Source organism: Variovorax sp. DXTD-1, from assembly GCF_003984625.1.
Taxonomy (GTDB): domain Bacteria; phylum Pseudomonadota; class Gammaproteobacteria; order Burkholderiales; family Burkholderiaceae_C; genus Variovorax.
Genome location: NZ_RWKH01000027.1, coordinates 61,046 through 76,241, shown reverse-complemented (window position 1 = coordinate 76,241; position 15,196 = coordinate 61,046). Strand labels below are relative to the sequence as shown.

Below are 15,196 nucleotides of genomic sequence, written 5' to 3'. Positions count from 1 at the left end.
CCTAGCGCGCTGCGGGCCCGGCCAGTGCCGCCGGCCGCGCACCGCGCTGCGCATGCTGGCTGAGCCAGATGCTCGCGATCACGACGACGATGCCCACGATCTGCGGTACCGACAGGCTCTGCCCCAGCAGCGCCCAGCCCAGGATCACGGCCGTGACCGGGCTCAGGAAAGTCAGCGGCGCGACCGCCGACGATTCCAGCCGGGCCACGCCGCGGAACCAGACGATGTAGGTCAGCGCGGCACCCACCAGGCCGAGCCAGGCGAAGCCGATCCAGTTTGCCGCGCTGAGCGCCGGCAGCGGCGGCTCCAGCCACAGCGCCACCGGCAGCAGGAGCAGGCCGCCCGCGGTCAGCTGCCAGGCCGTGAAGGTCAGCGCAGAAACCGGCGGCTGCCAGCGCCGGCTCAGCACAGTGCCGAAGGCCATCGACACGGCGGCGGCAAAGGCCGCGGCGATGCCGAGCGCATCCAGCGCGGCATTCGGCGTGAGCACCAGCAGCGCCACCCCGCCGATGCCGACGACCGCTGCCGCCACCGAAAGTGCGCGCACGGCCGACCCGAGGAAGAAGCTCGCAAGAAACACCACGAAGAGCGGCTGTACCGACGTGATCGTTGCCGCCACCCCACCCGGCAGGCGATAAGCCGCGACGAACAACATCGCCCAGAGGATCGAGAAGTTCAGCGCGCCCAGCACGAAGATGCGGCCCCACCAGGCGCGCTCAGGCAGCCGGCGGACGATCAGGAGCAGCAGCAGCCCCGCCGGCAAGGCGCGCAGCAGCGCCACCGTCAACGGGTAGTTGGCCGGCAGGAGCTCGGTGGTGACGATGTAGGTGCTGCCCCAGATGGCGGGCGCGGCCGCGGTGAGCAGGACGTCGGTGGTTCGGCTGGTCATTCGGTTCGATGCGGCGCGCTAGCTGCCGGCCTGTTCAGGCTCGGGTCCGGGCCAACCCAGCAGTTCGGCCAGCCGCTGCACGATCCAGCCGGCCTCGGCGGGCGACACGCCGGATTCCGGCGTGGCCAGCCCAGCGTGGATGCGCCGCAGGATTTCGCTTTCGACCGGCACCTCGGTGTGGTGCTGGATCTGCGCGTGGCCCACGAGATGGTTGGCCAGGTCTTCGCAGATCTCGTAGCGCTCGCGCACCACGCCGATGGGCTCCAGCAGGCGCTGGCGCGCATCGCTGTACACCGCGAAGAACGAGGGCGGAATGAAGATCTGGTTGTCGTCGGACATCGCGCGTGCACCTGTGGCTGCCCCAATGACAAAACGCGCCCGGGGGCGCGTTCGTCGTGGCCCTTGCGAGCCGGCGGGGGCTGGATCAGCCGCCCTTCTTGGCGCGCTTGCCGGGGTTCTTCTTGCTGCGCGTGGCGGTGCCGCGTTCCAGGCTGACCTTCTGGCCGCCACCGGACCTGGGCACGGCGTAGCCGGGCAGGGGCGTCGGCTTCGGGGTGGCAACGCGGTCGGCTTCGGTACGAATTTTCTTGGGCATGAAAAGCTCGGGTAAAAAAGTGATGTTCGAGGGCCAATTAGGCCACAGCGGGGATTTTGCCTGCCAGAAGCCGAAGCAACGGGCATGACAGGGTTTCTTTCAGAGTTCCAGCAAGCGCACTTTCACGCTCTTGCCCTTCACGCGGCCGCTCGAGAGCTTGCGCGCCGCTTCGGCGGCAATGCCGCGCTCCACGGCCACGTACGTCGAGAACTCGTTGACGTTGATCTTGCCGACCTGCTCCTTGGTGTAGCCGCAGTCGCCGGTGAGCGCGCCCAGCACGTCGCCGGCGCGGATCTTTTCTTTTCGGCCGCCCACGATCTGCAGCGTGGCCATGGGCGGGCGCATCGGCTCGCCCTTGCCGGGCGTGAGCTCGGCCAGGTCGTGCCATTCGGACTCGCGGCCCTGCAGCTGCTCGATCTTGCCGACGCTGCCCATCTCGTCCATGCTGGCCAGGTTCAGCGCAAGGCCTTCGGCGCCGCCTTGCTGGCCCACTCGGCCGGTGCGGCCGACGCGGTGGATGTGAATTTCGGAATCGGGCGTCACGTCGACGTTGATCACCGCTTCGAGCTGAGCAATGTCCAGTCCGCGCGCGGCCACGTCGGTGGCCACCAGCACCGAGCAGCTCCGGTTGGCAAACTGCACCAGCACCTGGTCGCGCTCGCGCTGCTCCAGTTCGCCGAACAGCGCCAGTGCGCTGAAGCCCTGGGCCTGCAGCACTTCGACCAAGTCGCGGCACTGCTGCTTGGTGTTGCAGAAGGCCAGTGTGCTCACGGGGCGGAAATGGTCGAGCAGCAGGCTCACGGCATGCAACCGTTCGCTTTCCTTCACCTGGTACCAGCGCTGGCGGATCTTGCTGCCTTCATGCTGCGCCTGCACCGTGATCTGCTCAGGGCTCTTCATGAACTGCTGCGCGAGCTTGGCGATGCCTTCCGGGTAGGTGGCCGAGAACAGCAGCGTCTGGCGCTCCTTGGGGCACTGGCGGGCCACCTTCACGATGTCCTCGAAGAAGCCCATGTCGAGCATGCGGTCGGCTTCGTCGAGCACCAGCGTGTTGAGCGCCTCGAGGTTCAGGTTCTCGCGCTCCAGGTGGTCCATGATGCGGCCCGGCGTGCCGACCACGATGTGCGCGCCGTGCTCGAGGCTGGCAATCTGCCCGCGCAGCGCAACGCCGCCGCAGAGCGTGACCACCTTGATGTTTTCTTCGGCGCGCGCCAGGCGGCGGATTTCGGTCGTGACCTGGTCGGCCAGCTCGCGCGTGGGGCATAGCACCATCGCCTGGATGGCAAAGCGGCGCGGGTTCAGGTTGGAGAGCAGCGCCAGGGCAAAGGTGGCGGTCTTGCCGCTGCCGGTTTTTGCCTGTGCGATCAGGTCCTTGCCGAGCAGTGCCGGCGGCAGCGCGGCGGCCTGGATGGCCGTCATCTGCGTGTAGCCGAGCTGCGTGAGGTTGGCCAGCATCTGGGGCGAGAGCGCCAGCGTGGCAAAGCCGTGGTCGGCCTGGGCCTGGGCTGGGGAGCCGCCGGCTGTGGAATTGGTCGTGGTCATCGTGCGGCAGCCGGACCCGGAAAAACAAAGGCCTTGCCAGCACCCTTCGCGGGGTGCCGCAAGGCCCTTCGTCCGTCGCGGATCAGCGGCGAGGTGCGTTGTTGTTGCCGGAGTTCGTCGGCGGCGGGCCGCGGCGCTCCAGGTGGCGGAAGGTGATACGGCCCTTGGTCAGGTCGTAGGGCGAGAGCTCGAGCGACACCTTGTCACCCGCCAGGATGCGGATGTGGTGCTTGCGCATCTTGCCGCCGCTGTAGGCGATCAGCTGATGGCCGTTGTCGAGCGTCACGCGGTAGCGCGAGTCGGGCAGGACTTCGGTCACTGCGCCGTTCATTTCGATCAGTTCTTCCTTGGGCATGTGTGATTACCTCTGACTCGTTCGATGTGTGTTGGATATGAAGATGGGCGTAATTGTTTCAGCCTGCGCACGAAAGCGCGAGCGGGGCAACGCTGCGGGGGCTGCTGCTTTCGCGCACCCAGCAGAGGCCCTCGTCGACGGCATAGCGCACCGCGGCGGCGTGGCTGGCAAAGCGCGGCGTGAAACGCATCACGCGGTCGTGCATGCCGCTGCCCCGGCCGGAGCGGATCGAGACGGATGCGGCGTACTTGCCGTCGTCCTGGTGGCGAATGAGCGGAGAAACAAGGTACTTGCCCACCGCGATACTGTGTTGAATGATGTCCATGAAGCCTTGGCACGCTGCGCGAAAAGTGTGCGCAAAATGCCGAAAAAATAATTGAAAACGGGCGTGGGCCGGCCAGAACGGCGCGGCGAACGCGCTATTCGCTTCAACAAGAACGAAGGCAGTGGTGGCAATCATGGGCGCCCGGTCTGGCGCTCCAACACACTGTGAAGCCGGCTTGAAAGAAAGAGGCCTGAAAAATCCAAGGGACGGTGCAGGTCAGCCGGCGGAGTGACGAAAAGTGCTTCGTCGTGGTATCGAAACGAACCCGACATTATAGCCCGCGGGGCATGACAGTTGCTTGTCTTAAAAACAACGATTGCATGAATTAGCCCCGCGCCCGCTGTTTGTACGTTTGTCGCTATCAAAAATGTAGCGAAGAGCTTCAGCCGATACCAAGCATCCGCTTGTTGGCGGCCACATCCACGCCGCCGGCCGCAAAGTCGTCGAACGCCCGCTCGGCCACGCGGATGATGTGATCGGCAATGAAGGTTGCGCCCTCGCGAGCGCCGTCTTCGGGGTGCTTGATGCAGCACTCCCATTCGAGCACCGCCCAGCCCGGAAAGTCGTACTGCGCCATCTTCGAAAAGATGGCGCCGAAGTCGACCTGCCCGTCGCCCAGCGAACGGAAGCGGCCAGCGCGGTTGATCCAGCTCTGGAAGCCGCCGTACACGCCTTGCTTGCCGGTCGGGTTGAACTCCGCGTCCTTCACGTGAAAGATCTTGATGCGCTCGTGGTAGTGGTCGATGTAGGCCAGGTAGTCGAGCTGCTGCAGCATGAAGTGGCTCGGGTCGTACAGCAGGCAGGCGCGCGGATGGTTGTTCACGCGCTCCAGGAACATCTCGTAGCTCACCCCGTCGTGCAGGTCTTCGCCGGGATGGATTTCATACCCCACGTCCACGCCCGCCGCATCGAACGCATCGAGGATCGGCCGCCAGCGGTGCGCGAGTTCGTCGAAGGCTTCTTCGATGAGCCCGGGCGGGCGCGGCGGCCACGAATAGAGATACGGCCAAGCCAGCGCACCCGAGAAGGTGGCGTGCGCCGTGAGGCCAAGGTTGGCCGAGGCCTTGGCCGCGAAATGCAGTTGCTCCACGGCCCACTGCTGGCGCCGCACCGGGTCGCCGCGCACCTCGGGCGCCGCAAAGCCGTCGAAGCCCGCGTCGTAGGCCGGATGCACCGCGACCAGCTGGCCTTGCAGGTGGGTCGACAGTTCGGTGATCTCGATGCCGTGCCCGGCAAGCGTGCCCTTGACCTCGTCGCAGTAGGTCTTGCTCTCGGCGGCTTTCTTCAGATCGAACAGGCGCGCATCCCAGCTGGGGATCTGCACGCCCTTGTAGCCCAGGCCGGCGGCCCAGCCGGCAATGGCGTCGAGCGAGTTGAACGGGGCTTCGTCTCCCGCGAACTGGGCCAGAAAAATGGCCGGGCCCTTGATCGTCTTCATGGCTTTGTCTTCCTTCTTGGTCGTGGCGGCGTTGAAAGCATACTTGGCGTGTCGTCCGACCCCGTGCGAGAGGCCAAAGCGCCAAAATGGACTTTCCTTTTCGCACTGCACCCGCTGCCAGCACCGCGATGCCACAACCCGTTTCCGCCCGGCTGAAGATCGGCCTGTCCGCCTGCTTTTCCCACGCAGACCCGGCGCGCTCACTGTTCACCAACAAGACGCTGCAGTACGTCGAGCAATCGATCGCGCATTGGCTCATGTCGGCCGGCGCCATGGTGGTGATGGTGCCTTGCCCCACGGGCGAAACCGCGCGCGGCGACACCAAGCTCTCGCACTACGCCGAATGGCTCGACGGCGTGGTGATGCACGGCGGCGCCGACGTGTGGCCGGGCAGCTACGGCGAGGTGCCGCTCAAGGACGTGTGGGTGGGCGACCGCATTCGCGACCTGTACGACCTGGCGCTGGTCGAAGCCTTCGAGCAGGCCGGCAAGCCCATCTTCGGCGTGTGCCGCGGGCTGCAGCTGATCAACGTCGCCTTCGGCGGCACGCTGTACCAGGACATCGAGGCGCAGCACCATCATCCCGAGGCCGTGCGGCACCGCGACCCGGTGACCTACGACCAGAACTTTCACGACATTGAGATCGTGGACGGCACGCGCCTGTCCAAGCTCTACCCCGAGGTGAAGAAGGCGCGGGTCAACAGCATTCACCACCAGGGCGTGAAAGACCTCGCGCCGGGTTTCGAGATCGAGGCCTGGAGCCTGCCCGACCGCGTGCCCGAAGCCATCCGGCGGCGGCCCGAGCGGGGCCGCAGCTACATCGCGGCCACGCAGTGGCACCCCGAGTTCCACAAGTACGGCAGCACCGAGACGGTGGACGACACGCCCATCCTGCACGACTTTCTGTGGGCCTGCGCCACCGCGAAGGTGGCGCCTCGCACCACCGCGCCGAATGCGGGGCCGGGCCGCATCCGCGACCGTGCGGCACGCGTGCTGCGCCAGGCGCTGCTGAGGCGGTGACCGAACGCCAGCCGAAAAGGCCGGCTAGCGCCGTTCGGAGCGGTTGGTGCTACCGCTGACGCCGGCATCGATGGTGCCGAAAACCGTGACGCCGCTGCCCGACGATGACGCGGCGCGATCACTGCTGCCGGCCGACCCCGTGCCGGCGCAGCCCGCTACCAGGGCTCCCATCGCAATGGCAAGAACAGCTGCAATGAATGGCTTCACAGGATCTCCAGGAGGTTTGACTTGGCCCACTATAGGCGTGGGGCTCGTCCGGTCGCTGTAACAACACGCACCCCGCATGGCATGCACGCGGGGTGTCGCGCGCGCAGAGGTGCTCAGCCCTTGCGTGGATCGGTGGCCAGCAGCATCTCGACCAGCGACCGCAGGTGCTGCTGCAGCCGCGCCGCGCCCGCTTCGTCGAGCGCCAGCGTGGCCTCGTCCATGTAGAGCTTGCGGTTGATCTCGACCTGGATGCTGTGCCGGTTTTCCGCCGGCCGCCCGTGCCGGCGCACCAGTTCCACGCCCTTGTAGGGGTGGTTGTAGTCCACGCTGTAGCCCCGCTCGCGCAGGTGCTCGCAGATCTTGTGCGAGAGCGCCGGGTCGGCTGTGCTGCCGTCGCGGTCGCCGATCACGAAGTCCACATGCGCAAGGCCCGGAAAGTTCGTGGCATGGCTGCCCGCGATGGCCGGCATCGAATGGCAGTTGATGTGAATGCTGTAGCCGTGCCGCGCATGCGCGTCGTCGATGGCCTGGGCCACCGCGGCATGGTACGGCCGCCAGCAGTGGTCGATGCGCTCGCGCACCTCGTCCACGCTCAGCAGCCGGTCGTAGATGGGCAGGCCCTCGTCGGTGAGCTTCCAGATCAATCCCTTGCCGAGCCGCACCTTGGAAAGCACGCGCGGGTCGTCCGACAGCGGCTCGGTCCACGGGCCGTCGAGCAGGGTGGTGTCCAGTTCGGTGGTGTCGCGGTTGGCGTCCAGGTAGCTGCGCGGAAAGTGCGCCTCGATCCACGCCGCGCCGATGGCGGGCGCAAAGGCGTAGAGCTTCTCGACATGCGTGTCCTCGGCCCGGCGCAGCGTGGCCAGGTCGCACACGGGCCGGAAGTCCTCGGGGTACACAGTGCCGCTGTGCGGCGAATCGAGCACCAGCGGCGTATGCCCGGCAACGCTGGTCACCTGGGCGCGGGTTTGGATCAGTTTCAGGACAGGATGCATAGGCGGCCGGGGTCAGTCCAATCGGATGCGGGCAAAGGCCGCGACCTTCTTCATCTTCTCGATTTCGCTGTCGATCTGCTTGGCGAACTCGGCCGGCGTGGTGCCCGACGCATAGAGCCCCTGCAGTGCCAGCCGCTCGCGCACCGAGGCGTCCTTCAGCGCGGTGGCCACGGCCTGCTGCATGCGCAGCGCAACGTCGGCCGGCGTGCCGGCAGGCGCCACCAGTCCGAACCACGAAGGATCGTTGTTGGCCGGGTAGCCGAGTTCGCGATACGTCGGCACCTCGGGCAGCACGTCGAGCCGGCTGCTCCAGGACACGGCCAGCGCCTTCAGCTTGCCCGCCTTCACGTGCGGCAGCGAGGAGGCCACCTGGTCGAAGTAAACCGGCACTTCGCCCGCGAGCACGTCGTTGATGGCCGGGCCTGCACCGCGATAGGGGATGTGCACCATCGAGGTTCCGGTGCTGCTCTTGAAGAGCTCGCCCCACATGTGGCCGATGGTGCCGTTGCCCGGTGAGGCATAAGACACCTTGCCGGGGTTTGCCTTCAGGTACTTCACCAACTCGGCAAAGCTCTTCACCGGAAGCACCTGCGGGTTGATGACCACGACGCCCGGCGCCTTCACCAGCTCGGTCACCGCGACGAAGCCCTTGATCGGGTCGTAGGGCAGCTTCTGGTACACGGCCGGGTTCACGCCGTGGGTCGAGAGCGTGGCCACGCCGAAGGCGAGGCCGTCCGGCGCCGAGCGCGCCACCTCGGCCATGCCGATGGAGCCGCCGGCCCCGGCGCGGTTGTCGATGACCACGGGCTGCTGCAGGATCTTGGCCAGCGGCTCCGAGAGCACGCGCGCGGTGATGTCGGTGGCGCCGCCGGGCGGGAAGGGCACGATCATGCGGATCGGCTTGCCTTGTTGGGCAAAAGATATTCCCGGAGCGACAGAAACAGCGGCCAGGGCGGAAAGAAGATGACGACGTTGCATGGGGTCTATTCCAATGAGACAGGGAGTAATGAAGCAAAAGTTGCTGCGTTACCTGAAGCAAAGGATAGACCAGCTAACATTCTGATCTGGAATGTTTTAATGGGCTTCCAGCCATGTCGCTCCGCCGCCTCAATCCACCGCTGAACCTGCTGCGCGCTTTCTCGACCGTGGTGCGCTTCGGCGGCGTATCGCGCGCCGCCGAAGCGCTGCACCTCACCCAGGGCGCGGTCAGCAAGCAGGTGCAGGAGCTGGAGCGCTGGATCGGCGTGCCGCTGTTCGAGCGCAGCCGCAAGCGGCTGGCGCTCACGCCCGCGGGGGAGCGCTACGAGAAGTCGGTGCGAGCGGTGCTCGCGCAGCTGGAAGCCGCCACGCTGGAGCTCATTACCAGCGGCGACGGCGGCGGCGCGCTGCACCTGTCCACGCTGCCCACCTTCGGCGCCAAGTGGCTCATTCCGCGCCTGCCCGACTTCCAGCGCCGCCATCCGCAGATCACCCTGCATTTCGTGCCGTACACGCACGGCTACGACTTCGAGCGGCCCGAGCTCGACTGCGCCATCCTCTTCGGCGACGGCCACTGGCCCGGGGCTCGTTCGCACTACCTGGCGGGGCAGGACGTGGCGCTGATCGCGCCGCGTGCCGGCCACGCAGAGGTGGCCATTCGCACCCCGCAGGACGTGGCGCGCTGCACGCTGCTGCGCCACGTGACGGTGCCGCAGTCATGGTTGCAATGGAGCGAGGCGCACGGCGTGCGCGGGCTCGATCCGCTGGCCGGCCCGCAGTTCGACCAGTTCCAGACCATGATCCGCGCCGTAATGGTGGGCATGGGCGTGGCGCTGGTGCCGCGCTGCCTCGTGCAGGACGAAATCGCTTCCGGGCTGGTGGACGAGCCGCTGCCGGGCGGCGGCTACCGCGGCAATGAGGGCTACTGGTTCTGCTACCCCGAGGGCCGCGGCCAGTTGGCCACGCTCGACCACTTCCGCCGCTGGCTGCTGGCGGAGGTCGATCGCAACGCCGGAACGCCGCCGGCCGTCGCCTGACCGGCGCAGCTTTATTTATTCGGGCTTGGCGCCCGATGCCTTCACTGCGCCACCCCAGCGCTGGATCTCGCTTGCCACGAAGCGGTCGAACTCGGGGCCCGTGGTGGGCGTGGGCTCCGAGCCCCGCTCGCGTATGAAGCGCGCCATCTGCTCGCTCTTCAGGATGTCGGTCACTTCCTGGTTCAAACGCGCCGTGATCTCGGGCGGCGTGTCGCGCGGCGCCATCAGCCCGAGCCAGCCCACGGCTTCGAAGTCTTTCGTTCCCGACACGCCGCTTTCGCGCACGGTGGGCACGTCGGGCAGCTGCGAGGTGCGCCTGGCCGATGTCACCGCCAGCGCAATCGCGCGGCCCGACTTGATGTGCGGCAGCGCGGCCGTCACGGAGTCGACCATCAGCGGCACCTGATTGCCCAGGAAGTCCGCCTGCGCCGGCCCGCTGCCGCGGTACGGAATGTGGGTGATGAAGACGCGAGCCGCCGACTTGAACATCTCGCCCGACAGGTGCTGCGTGCCGCCGATGCCGGCGCTCGCGTAGCTCAGCTTGCCGGGCTCGGCCTTGGCGCGCGCCGCCAGGTCGGCCATGCTGCGAATGCCGCTTTCGGGCGTGGCCAGGAACACCAGCGGCACTGTGGCGATGAGCGAAATGCCCACCAGGTCCTTGCGCGGGTCGAAGGCCGGCTTGGCATAGAGCGTCTGGTTCACCGCCATCGCGCTGCCGGCCACCACCAGCGTGTTGCCGTCGGCCGGCGAGCGCACCACGAACTCGGTGCCGATGTTGCTGCCGGCACCGGCCTTGTTGTCCACGATGACCGGCTGGCCCAGCCGCTTGCCGAGCTGCTCGGCCAAGGCGCGCGCGAAGATGTCGGAGGCCTGTCCTGGCGGGAAGGGCACCACCAGCTTCACGGGCCTGTCGGGCCACGCAGCGGCCTGCGCGAGGCCGGCCGTGCCGCCAAGCAGCAGTGCCGCGCCGGCGGCAGCCAGGCCCTTGTTGAAACGCCTGCGGCCCGTCGTCATGGCGTCGAGAGGTGCTTGCCCACGATGCCCGCGAGTTCGAACATCGTCACCTGGTCCTTGCCGAACACCGGCTTGAGCTTGGCGTCGGCATTGATCGCGCGCTTGTTGGTTGCGTCCTGCAAGCCGTTGGCCTTGATGTAGTCCCACAGCTTCTTGATGACCTCGGTGCGCGCCACCGGTTCGGCCCCGATCACCGCGGCCAGCGAGTCGCTCGGCTTCAGGCCCACGCCGGGTTTGCGCGGCGCAGCGGCTTTCTTCGCGGCCGGCGCTTTCTTGGCGGCGGGGGTCTTCTTCGCCGCCATCTTCTTGGCCGCGGCGGTCTTGCCCGCCGGCGCTGCCTTGCCGAAGGTCTTGCGCGGCGGGAACTTGCTGCCCCCTTCACGCGGTGCGAATTCGAAGGTCACCTTGCCTTCTTCGGCGTTCCAGGTCAGGAAGGCCTTGAAGGCGCGGCGCGTGCGCATGCTCACGAACTTGTCGAGCAGGTCGGTCTTGCCGGTGGCGAGCAGCTTTTCCATCTGCGCGCGCTCCACCGGCTGCTGCAGGATGATTTTGCCGGTCTTGAAGGTGCAGGTCGGCGTAGGTTGCGCGTTGGTGGGTACCGACTTCTCGCAGACGTAGTTGCTGCCGTGCTCGAACACCGGCGCGCCGCAGACCGGGCACGGGCCCACGGTGTCCTGCTCGCTGAAATCGACGATCTCGCCGGTGTCGGCATTCTTGTCGTCGCCGAAGTCGAACTCCAGCTTCCAGTTCTTCGCTTCCTCGTCGAACTTCAGGACGATCTCGGAGGTGAAAGGCCAACCGGCCTTGGAGCGGAAGCCTTCCAGCGGGCCGATGTGCTTGTCGCGCAAGAGCGCTTCGGCCTCGGCCACTTCGAAGGTGCGTCCCGCCGGCGACTTGCCGAACGAGAAGCCGCAGGGTTCCTGCCCCGCCTTGCCGGTGCAGCTGTAGCGGCGGTAGTTCTCCTTCACCACGCCGCCGCAATTGGGGCACGGCGTCGAAAGCGTCGTGTAGTCGCCCGGCACGGTGTCGCGGTCGTACTCCTTGGCCTTCTTGACGATGTGCTGCGTCATTTCGGCAATTTCGCGCATGAAGGCGTCGCGGCTCAGTGCGCCCTTTTCCATCTGCGCGAGCTTGTATTCCCACTCGCCCGTGAGCTCGGCCTTGGAGAGTTCTTCCACGCCCAGGCCGCGCAGAAGCGTCATGAGCTGGAAGGCCTTGGCCGTGGGGATCAGTTCGCGGCCTTCGCGCAGCATGTACTTTTCGGTGATCAGGCCTTCGATGGTGGCCGCGCGCGTGGCTGGCGTGCCGAGGCCCTTTTCCTGCATGGCCTCGCGCAGCTCGTCGTCGTCGATGGTCTTGCCGGCGCCTTCCATAGCGCCCAGCAGCGTGGCTTCCGAATAGCGCGCCGGCGGCCGGGTCTTCAGCGCCTTCAGGTCGGCCGATTCGGTCTTCACCGTTTCGCCGGGCTTCACCACCACCAGGTTCTTGCCGTCCTTCTCGTCATCGTCGTTGATGGCTTCCTTGCCCCAGATGGCGAGCCAGCCCGGCTTGACCAGCACCTTGCCGTCGCTGCGGAAGGGGTACTTCTTGCCGCCGGCCTCCACCGTGCTGATGCGGGTGGTCACCTGGAATTCGGCGCTCGGGAAGAACACCGACATGAAGCGGCGCACCACGAAGTCGTAGAGCTTCTGCTCGGCGTCGGAGAGGCCGCTGGGCGCCTGCAGCGTCGGGATGATGGCGAAGTGATCCGACACCTTGGCGTTGTCGAAGATGCGCTTGTTCGGCTTCACGTAGCTGCCGTCGACCGCCTGCTTGGCGAAAGGCGCCAGGTGCTTCATGCCGCTGTCGGCGAGCATCTTCATCGTGTCCTTGACCACCGGCAGGTAGTCCTCAGGCAGCGCGCGCGAGTCGGTCCGCGGGTAGGTCAGCGCCTTGTGGCGTTCGTACAGGCTCTGCGCCAGCGCCAGCGTGGTCTTGGCCGAGAAGCCGAAGCGGCCGTTGGCCTCGCGCTGCAGCGAGGTCAGGTCGAACAGCATCGGCGAAGCCTGGGTGGTGGGCTTGCTCTCTTCCGTCACCGTGGCGGGCTTGCCGCGTGCCGCATCGGCTATTTCGCTCGCTTCGCGCTCGCTCCATACGCGGTCGGCGCGGATTTCCGCGTCGGCCACGCCGTCGGGGCCCGGCGGCGGCTTCTTGAAGTTGGCGTCGAACCACTTGCCCGGGTACTGGCCGGCCTCGGCCTGGAACGCGCCGTGGATTTCCCAGTAGTCGCGGCTCACGAACTTGCGGATTTTTTCCTCGCGCTCGACCACCACCGAGAGCGTGGGCGTCTGCACGCGGCCCACCGTCGTCAGAAAGAAGCCGCCGTCGCGCGAATTGAAAGCCGTCATGGCCCGCGTGCCGTTGATGCCCACCAGCCAGTCGGCCTCGGAGCGCGAGCGCGCGGCGTCGGCCAGGCCCTGCATCTGCTTTTCGGTGCGCAGCGCGTCGAAGCCGTCGCGAATGGCCTGCGGCGTCATCGATTGCAGCCACAGGCGCTTCACCGGCTTGTTCAGGCCGGTCTTGCCGCCCGCGTACTGCTCGATGAGGCGGAAGATCAGCTCACCCTCGCGGCCCGCGTCGCAGGCGTTGATGAGTTGCGTCACGTCCTTGCGCTTGGCCTGCTTGACCACGGCGTTCAGGCGCGTCTTCGTCTTGTCGACCGGCTTCAGGTCGAAGTGGGGCGGAATCACCGGCAGGTTCGCGAAGCTCCACTTGCCCCGCTTGACGTCGAACTCTTCGGGCGCCTGGATTTCGACCAGGTGGCCGACAGCGCTGGTCACGACATAGCTTTCGTTCTCGAAATGCTCGTCATGTTTGTCGAACTTGCCGGCCACCGGCGTGAGCGCACGGACGATGTCCTGTGCCACCGACGGCTTTTCTGCAATTACCAAAGTCTTCATCAACATTCCTAAAAGAGTTCCCAGGCCGGCGCCGAGCCGCCTCAAGGCGGCCTGCGGCCCCCTCCGGGGGCAGCGACGACACGCCGTGCGCGAGCGTGGGGGCCACATACAATCTGCGGCTTCCCGCGTGTGCGCACGCGCACACGCGCATGTGTGCATATTCAACCTAACAGACTTCGGCGATGCCTTCCAAATCCCCACAATTCGCCGGCCGCCGCATTCAGATGCGGCGTTCGGATGTCCACGGCAACGGCGTGTTCGCCGTGGACGATCTGGCCGAAGGCGAGACGCTGATCGAATACAAGGGCGAGGTCATCAACTGGAAAGAGGCGCTGCGCCGCCATCCGCACGACCCGTCCCAGCCCAACCACACCTTCTACTTCCACATCGACGACGGCCGTGTGATCGACGGCAACGTGAACGGCAATGCCGCGCGCTGGATCAATCATTCGTGCGAGCCGAACTGCGAGGCCGACGAAGTCAACGGGCGCGTTTATATCAAGGCGCTGCGCAACATTGCTGCAGGAGAAGAGCTCAACTACGACTACGGCCTGATCATCGATGAGCCCTACACGCCGAAGCTGCTGGCCGAGTTTCCGTGCTGGTGCGGCTCCGAGAATTGCCGCGGCACGCTGCTGACGCCCAAGGACGAAGACGAAGAAAAGAAAAAGAAGAAAAAAGCCAAGCAGAAGGCCGAAAAGAAAAAGGCCGAGAAAAAAGAAGCGAAAAAGGCAGACAAGAAAGCCGAGAAAAAGGCTGAAAAGAAGTCGGAAAAAAAGAAAGCCAAAAAGGACGAGGCCGACAAGGGCTGAGCATGAGCACCATGGCCGACTGGTTCGAAGACCGGATTGCCGCGGCGGTGGCGCCGCTCTTGCCCGGCTTCGCGGTCGAGGCCGTGGCCGAGATCGACTCGACCAACACCGAGCTCATGCGCCGCGCGCGCGCCGGCCGCGCCGAGCCGGTGCTCCTGGTGGCCGAGCGCCAGACCGCCGGGCGCGGCCGTCTTGGCCGGCCCTGGCAAAGCGCGCAGCAGGGCGAGCAGCAAAACGCCGCCTCGCTCACCTTTTCGCTGGGCCTGCCGCTCGCGCCGCGCGACTGGTCGGGTCTCTCGCTGGCCGTGGGTGTCAGCGTGGCGGAAAGCCTCGACCCGTCGGGCGATGCGAAGGTGGCGCTCAAGTGGCCCAACGACCTGTGGGTGAACGACCGCAAGCTGGCCGGCATCCTGATCGAAACCGCCATGCCGCATGCGGGCCGTACCGATGCGGCGACCGCGCCGCGCTACCTGGTGATCGGCATCGGCATCAACATCGGCCCCCGTGAAGCCGGGGGCATGCGCACGCCGCCCGCGTGGCTGCGCCAATGGCGCCCTGACGCCACGGCGCCCCAAGTGCTTGCTGAACTTGCCACACCGCTGGTGCAGAGCGTGCAGGCCTTCGAGGCGCAGGGCTTCGCACCCTTTGCCGAGCGTTTTGCCGCGCGTGACGCGTTGCGCGGGCGCGAAGTCCAGCTCAGCGACGGCAGCTTCGGCACGTGCGAAGGCGTGGCCTGGGGCGGCGAACTGCAGGTGCGCACGGCCGGGGGCTTGCAGATGGTCTCGAGCGACGAAGTCAGCGTGCGTCCTCGCGGCATGGCTTTTTGAGACCCACCATGAAGTTGCGCCTTGCACTGATCGTTCTCGTCCTGGCCAATGTCGGCTATTGGCTGTGGGCCCGCGGCGACCTGGCCGGCTTCGGATTGATGCCGGCCGGCATTACCGAGCGCGAGCCGCAGCGCCTCTCGCGCCAGGTTCATCCCGAGTGGCTGCAGATCCGCAAGGACGGCAAGACCGGCAACGGCAACACCACCGCCGCGCCCTGAAGGCGCTGC

General features: G+C 66.6%; 17 protein-coding genes. 5 read left to right on the top strand and 12 right to left on the bottom strand.

Features of this window, described 5'->3' with window-relative positions; all coding sequences use genetic code 11:
- Position 1: 1 nt before the first annotated feature.
- From EJI00_RS22115 to EJI00_RS22090, 7 genes are all read right to left on the bottom strand, one after another.
- Positions 2 to 889, bottom strand: coding sequence for an EamA family transporter (locus EJI00_RS22115; RefSeq protein ID WP_126749626.1), 888 nt, complete (start codon positions 887 to 889; stop codon positions 2 to 4).
- Between the two features lie 18 nt (positions 890 to 907).
- Complete coding sequence (locus EJI00_RS22110; RefSeq protein WP_126749625.1) at positions 908 to 1,228, bottom strand: hypothetical protein; 321 nt, start codon at positions 1,226 to 1,228, stop codon at positions 908 to 910.
- 85 nt (positions 1,229 to 1,313) lie between these two features.
- The gene (locus tag EJI00_RS25150; RefSeq protein ID WP_165442121.1) at positions 1,314 to 1,484 is read right to left on the bottom strand and encodes a hypothetical protein; all 171 of its coding nucleotides are present in this window, start codon (positions 1,482 to 1,484) and stop codon (positions 1,314 to 1,316) included.
- A 99-nt stretch (positions 1,485 to 1,583) separates the two neighbouring features.
- Complete coding sequence (gene dbpA / locus EJI00_RS22105; protein WP_126749624.1) at positions 1,584 to 3,026, bottom strand: ATP-dependent RNA helicase DbpA; 1,443 nt, start codon at positions 3,024 to 3,026, stop codon at positions 1,584 to 1,586.
- 82 nt (positions 3,027 to 3,108) lie between these two features.
- Positions 3,109 to 3,381, bottom strand: a complete 273-nt coding sequence (gene infA, locus EJI00_RS22100) for a translation initiation factor IF-1 (RefSeq protein WP_015867950.1) — start codon at positions 3,379 to 3,381, stop codon at positions 3,109 to 3,111.
- Positions 3,382 to 3,439: 58 nt separating this feature from the next.
- A complete protein-coding gene (locus tag EJI00_RS22095) occupies positions 3,440 to 3,706 on the bottom strand; it encodes a hypothetical protein (protein ID WP_126749632.1) in 267 nt (88 codons plus the stop codon).
- A gap of 382 nt (positions 3,707 to 4,088) precedes the next feature.
- Entirely contained in the window at positions 4,089 to 5,144 is a 1,056-nt protein-coding gene (locus tag EJI00_RS22090; RefSeq protein ID WP_126749623.1) for a sugar phosphate isomerase/epimerase family protein, read from the bottom strand.
- A 128-nt stretch (positions 5,145 to 5,272) separates the two neighbouring features.
- Here EJI00_RS22090 and EJI00_RS22085 point away from each other — a divergent pair, with 128 nt between their 5' ends.
- Entirely contained in the window at positions 5,273 to 6,163 is an 891-nt protein-coding gene (locus EJI00_RS22085; protein ID WP_126749622.1) for a gamma-glutamyl-gamma-aminobutyrate hydrolase family protein, read from the top strand.
- Positions 6,164 to 6,187: 24 nt separating this feature from the next.
- On the opposite strand, the gene EJI00_RS22080 is transcribed toward EJI00_RS22085, so the two are convergent.
- The 3 genes from EJI00_RS22080 to EJI00_RS22070 form a co-directional block, all read right to left on the bottom strand.
- On the bottom strand, positions 6,188 to 6,370 hold the full coding sequence (locus EJI00_RS22080; RefSeq protein WP_126749621.1) for a hypothetical protein: 183 nt from the start codon (positions 6,368 to 6,370) through the stop codon (positions 6,188 to 6,190).
- Positions 6,371 to 6,483: 113 nt separating this feature from the next.
- Entirely contained in the window at positions 6,484 to 7,362 is an 879-nt protein-coding gene (locus EJI00_RS22075; protein WP_126749620.1) for an N-formylglutamate amidohydrolase, read from the bottom strand.
- A 12-nt stretch (positions 7,363 to 7,374) separates the two neighbouring features.
- A complete protein-coding gene (locus EJI00_RS22070) occupies positions 7,375 to 8,340 on the bottom strand; it encodes a tripartite tricarboxylate transporter substrate binding protein BugE (RefSeq protein ID WP_126749619.1) in 966 nt (321 codons plus the stop codon).
- 113 nt (positions 8,341 to 8,453) lie between these two features.
- On the opposite strand from EJI00_RS22070, the gene EJI00_RS22065 reads away from it, so the two are divergent.
- On the top strand, positions 8,454 to 9,377 hold the full coding sequence (locus tag EJI00_RS22065) for a LysR substrate-binding domain-containing protein (RefSeq protein WP_126749618.1): 924 nt from the start codon (positions 8,454 to 8,456) through the stop codon (positions 9,375 to 9,377).
- Between the two features lie 15 nt (positions 9,378 to 9,392).
- Here the strand turns inward: EJI00_RS22065 and EJI00_RS22060 are convergent, their stop codons facing one another.
- Both EJI00_RS22060 and EJI00_RS22055 read right to left on the bottom strand, forming a co-directional pair.
- Entirely contained in the window at positions 9,393 to 10,391 is a 999-nt protein-coding gene (locus EJI00_RS22060; protein WP_260590815.1) for a tripartite tricarboxylate transporter substrate binding protein, read from the bottom strand.
- The gene (locus EJI00_RS22055; protein WP_126749617.1) at positions 10,388 to 13,330 is read right to left on the bottom strand and encodes a DNA topoisomerase III; all 2,943 of its coding nucleotides are present in this window, start codon (positions 13,328 to 13,330) and stop codon (positions 10,388 to 10,390) included. The genes EJI00_RS22060 and EJI00_RS22055 overlap by 4 nt, the downstream gene beginning before the upstream one ends.
- A gap of 182 nt (positions 13,331 to 13,512) precedes the next feature.
- Between EJI00_RS22055 and EJI00_RS22050 the strand changes: the two genes are divergently transcribed.
- From EJI00_RS22050 to EJI00_RS22040, 3 genes are read left to right on the top strand one after another with little or no spacing between them, the layout of a single operon-like run.
- Positions 13,513 to 14,142, top strand: a complete 630-nt coding sequence (locus EJI00_RS22050; RefSeq protein ID WP_126749616.1) for an SET domain-containing protein — start codon at positions 13,513 to 13,515, stop codon at positions 14,140 to 14,142.
- A gap of 2 nt (positions 14,143 to 14,144) precedes the next feature.
- Positions 14,145 to 14,969, top strand: a complete 825-nt coding sequence (locus EJI00_RS22045) for a biotin--[acetyl-CoA-carboxylase] ligase (protein WP_126749615.1) — start codon at positions 14,145 to 14,147, stop codon at positions 14,967 to 14,969.
- 8 nt (positions 14,970 to 14,977) lie between these two features.
- On the top strand, positions 14,978 to 15,187 hold the full coding sequence (locus tag EJI00_RS22040) for a sporulation protein (RefSeq protein WP_126749614.1): 210 nt from the start codon (positions 14,978 to 14,980) through the stop codon (positions 15,185 to 15,187).
- Positions 15,188 to 15,196 lie beyond the last annotated feature (9 nt).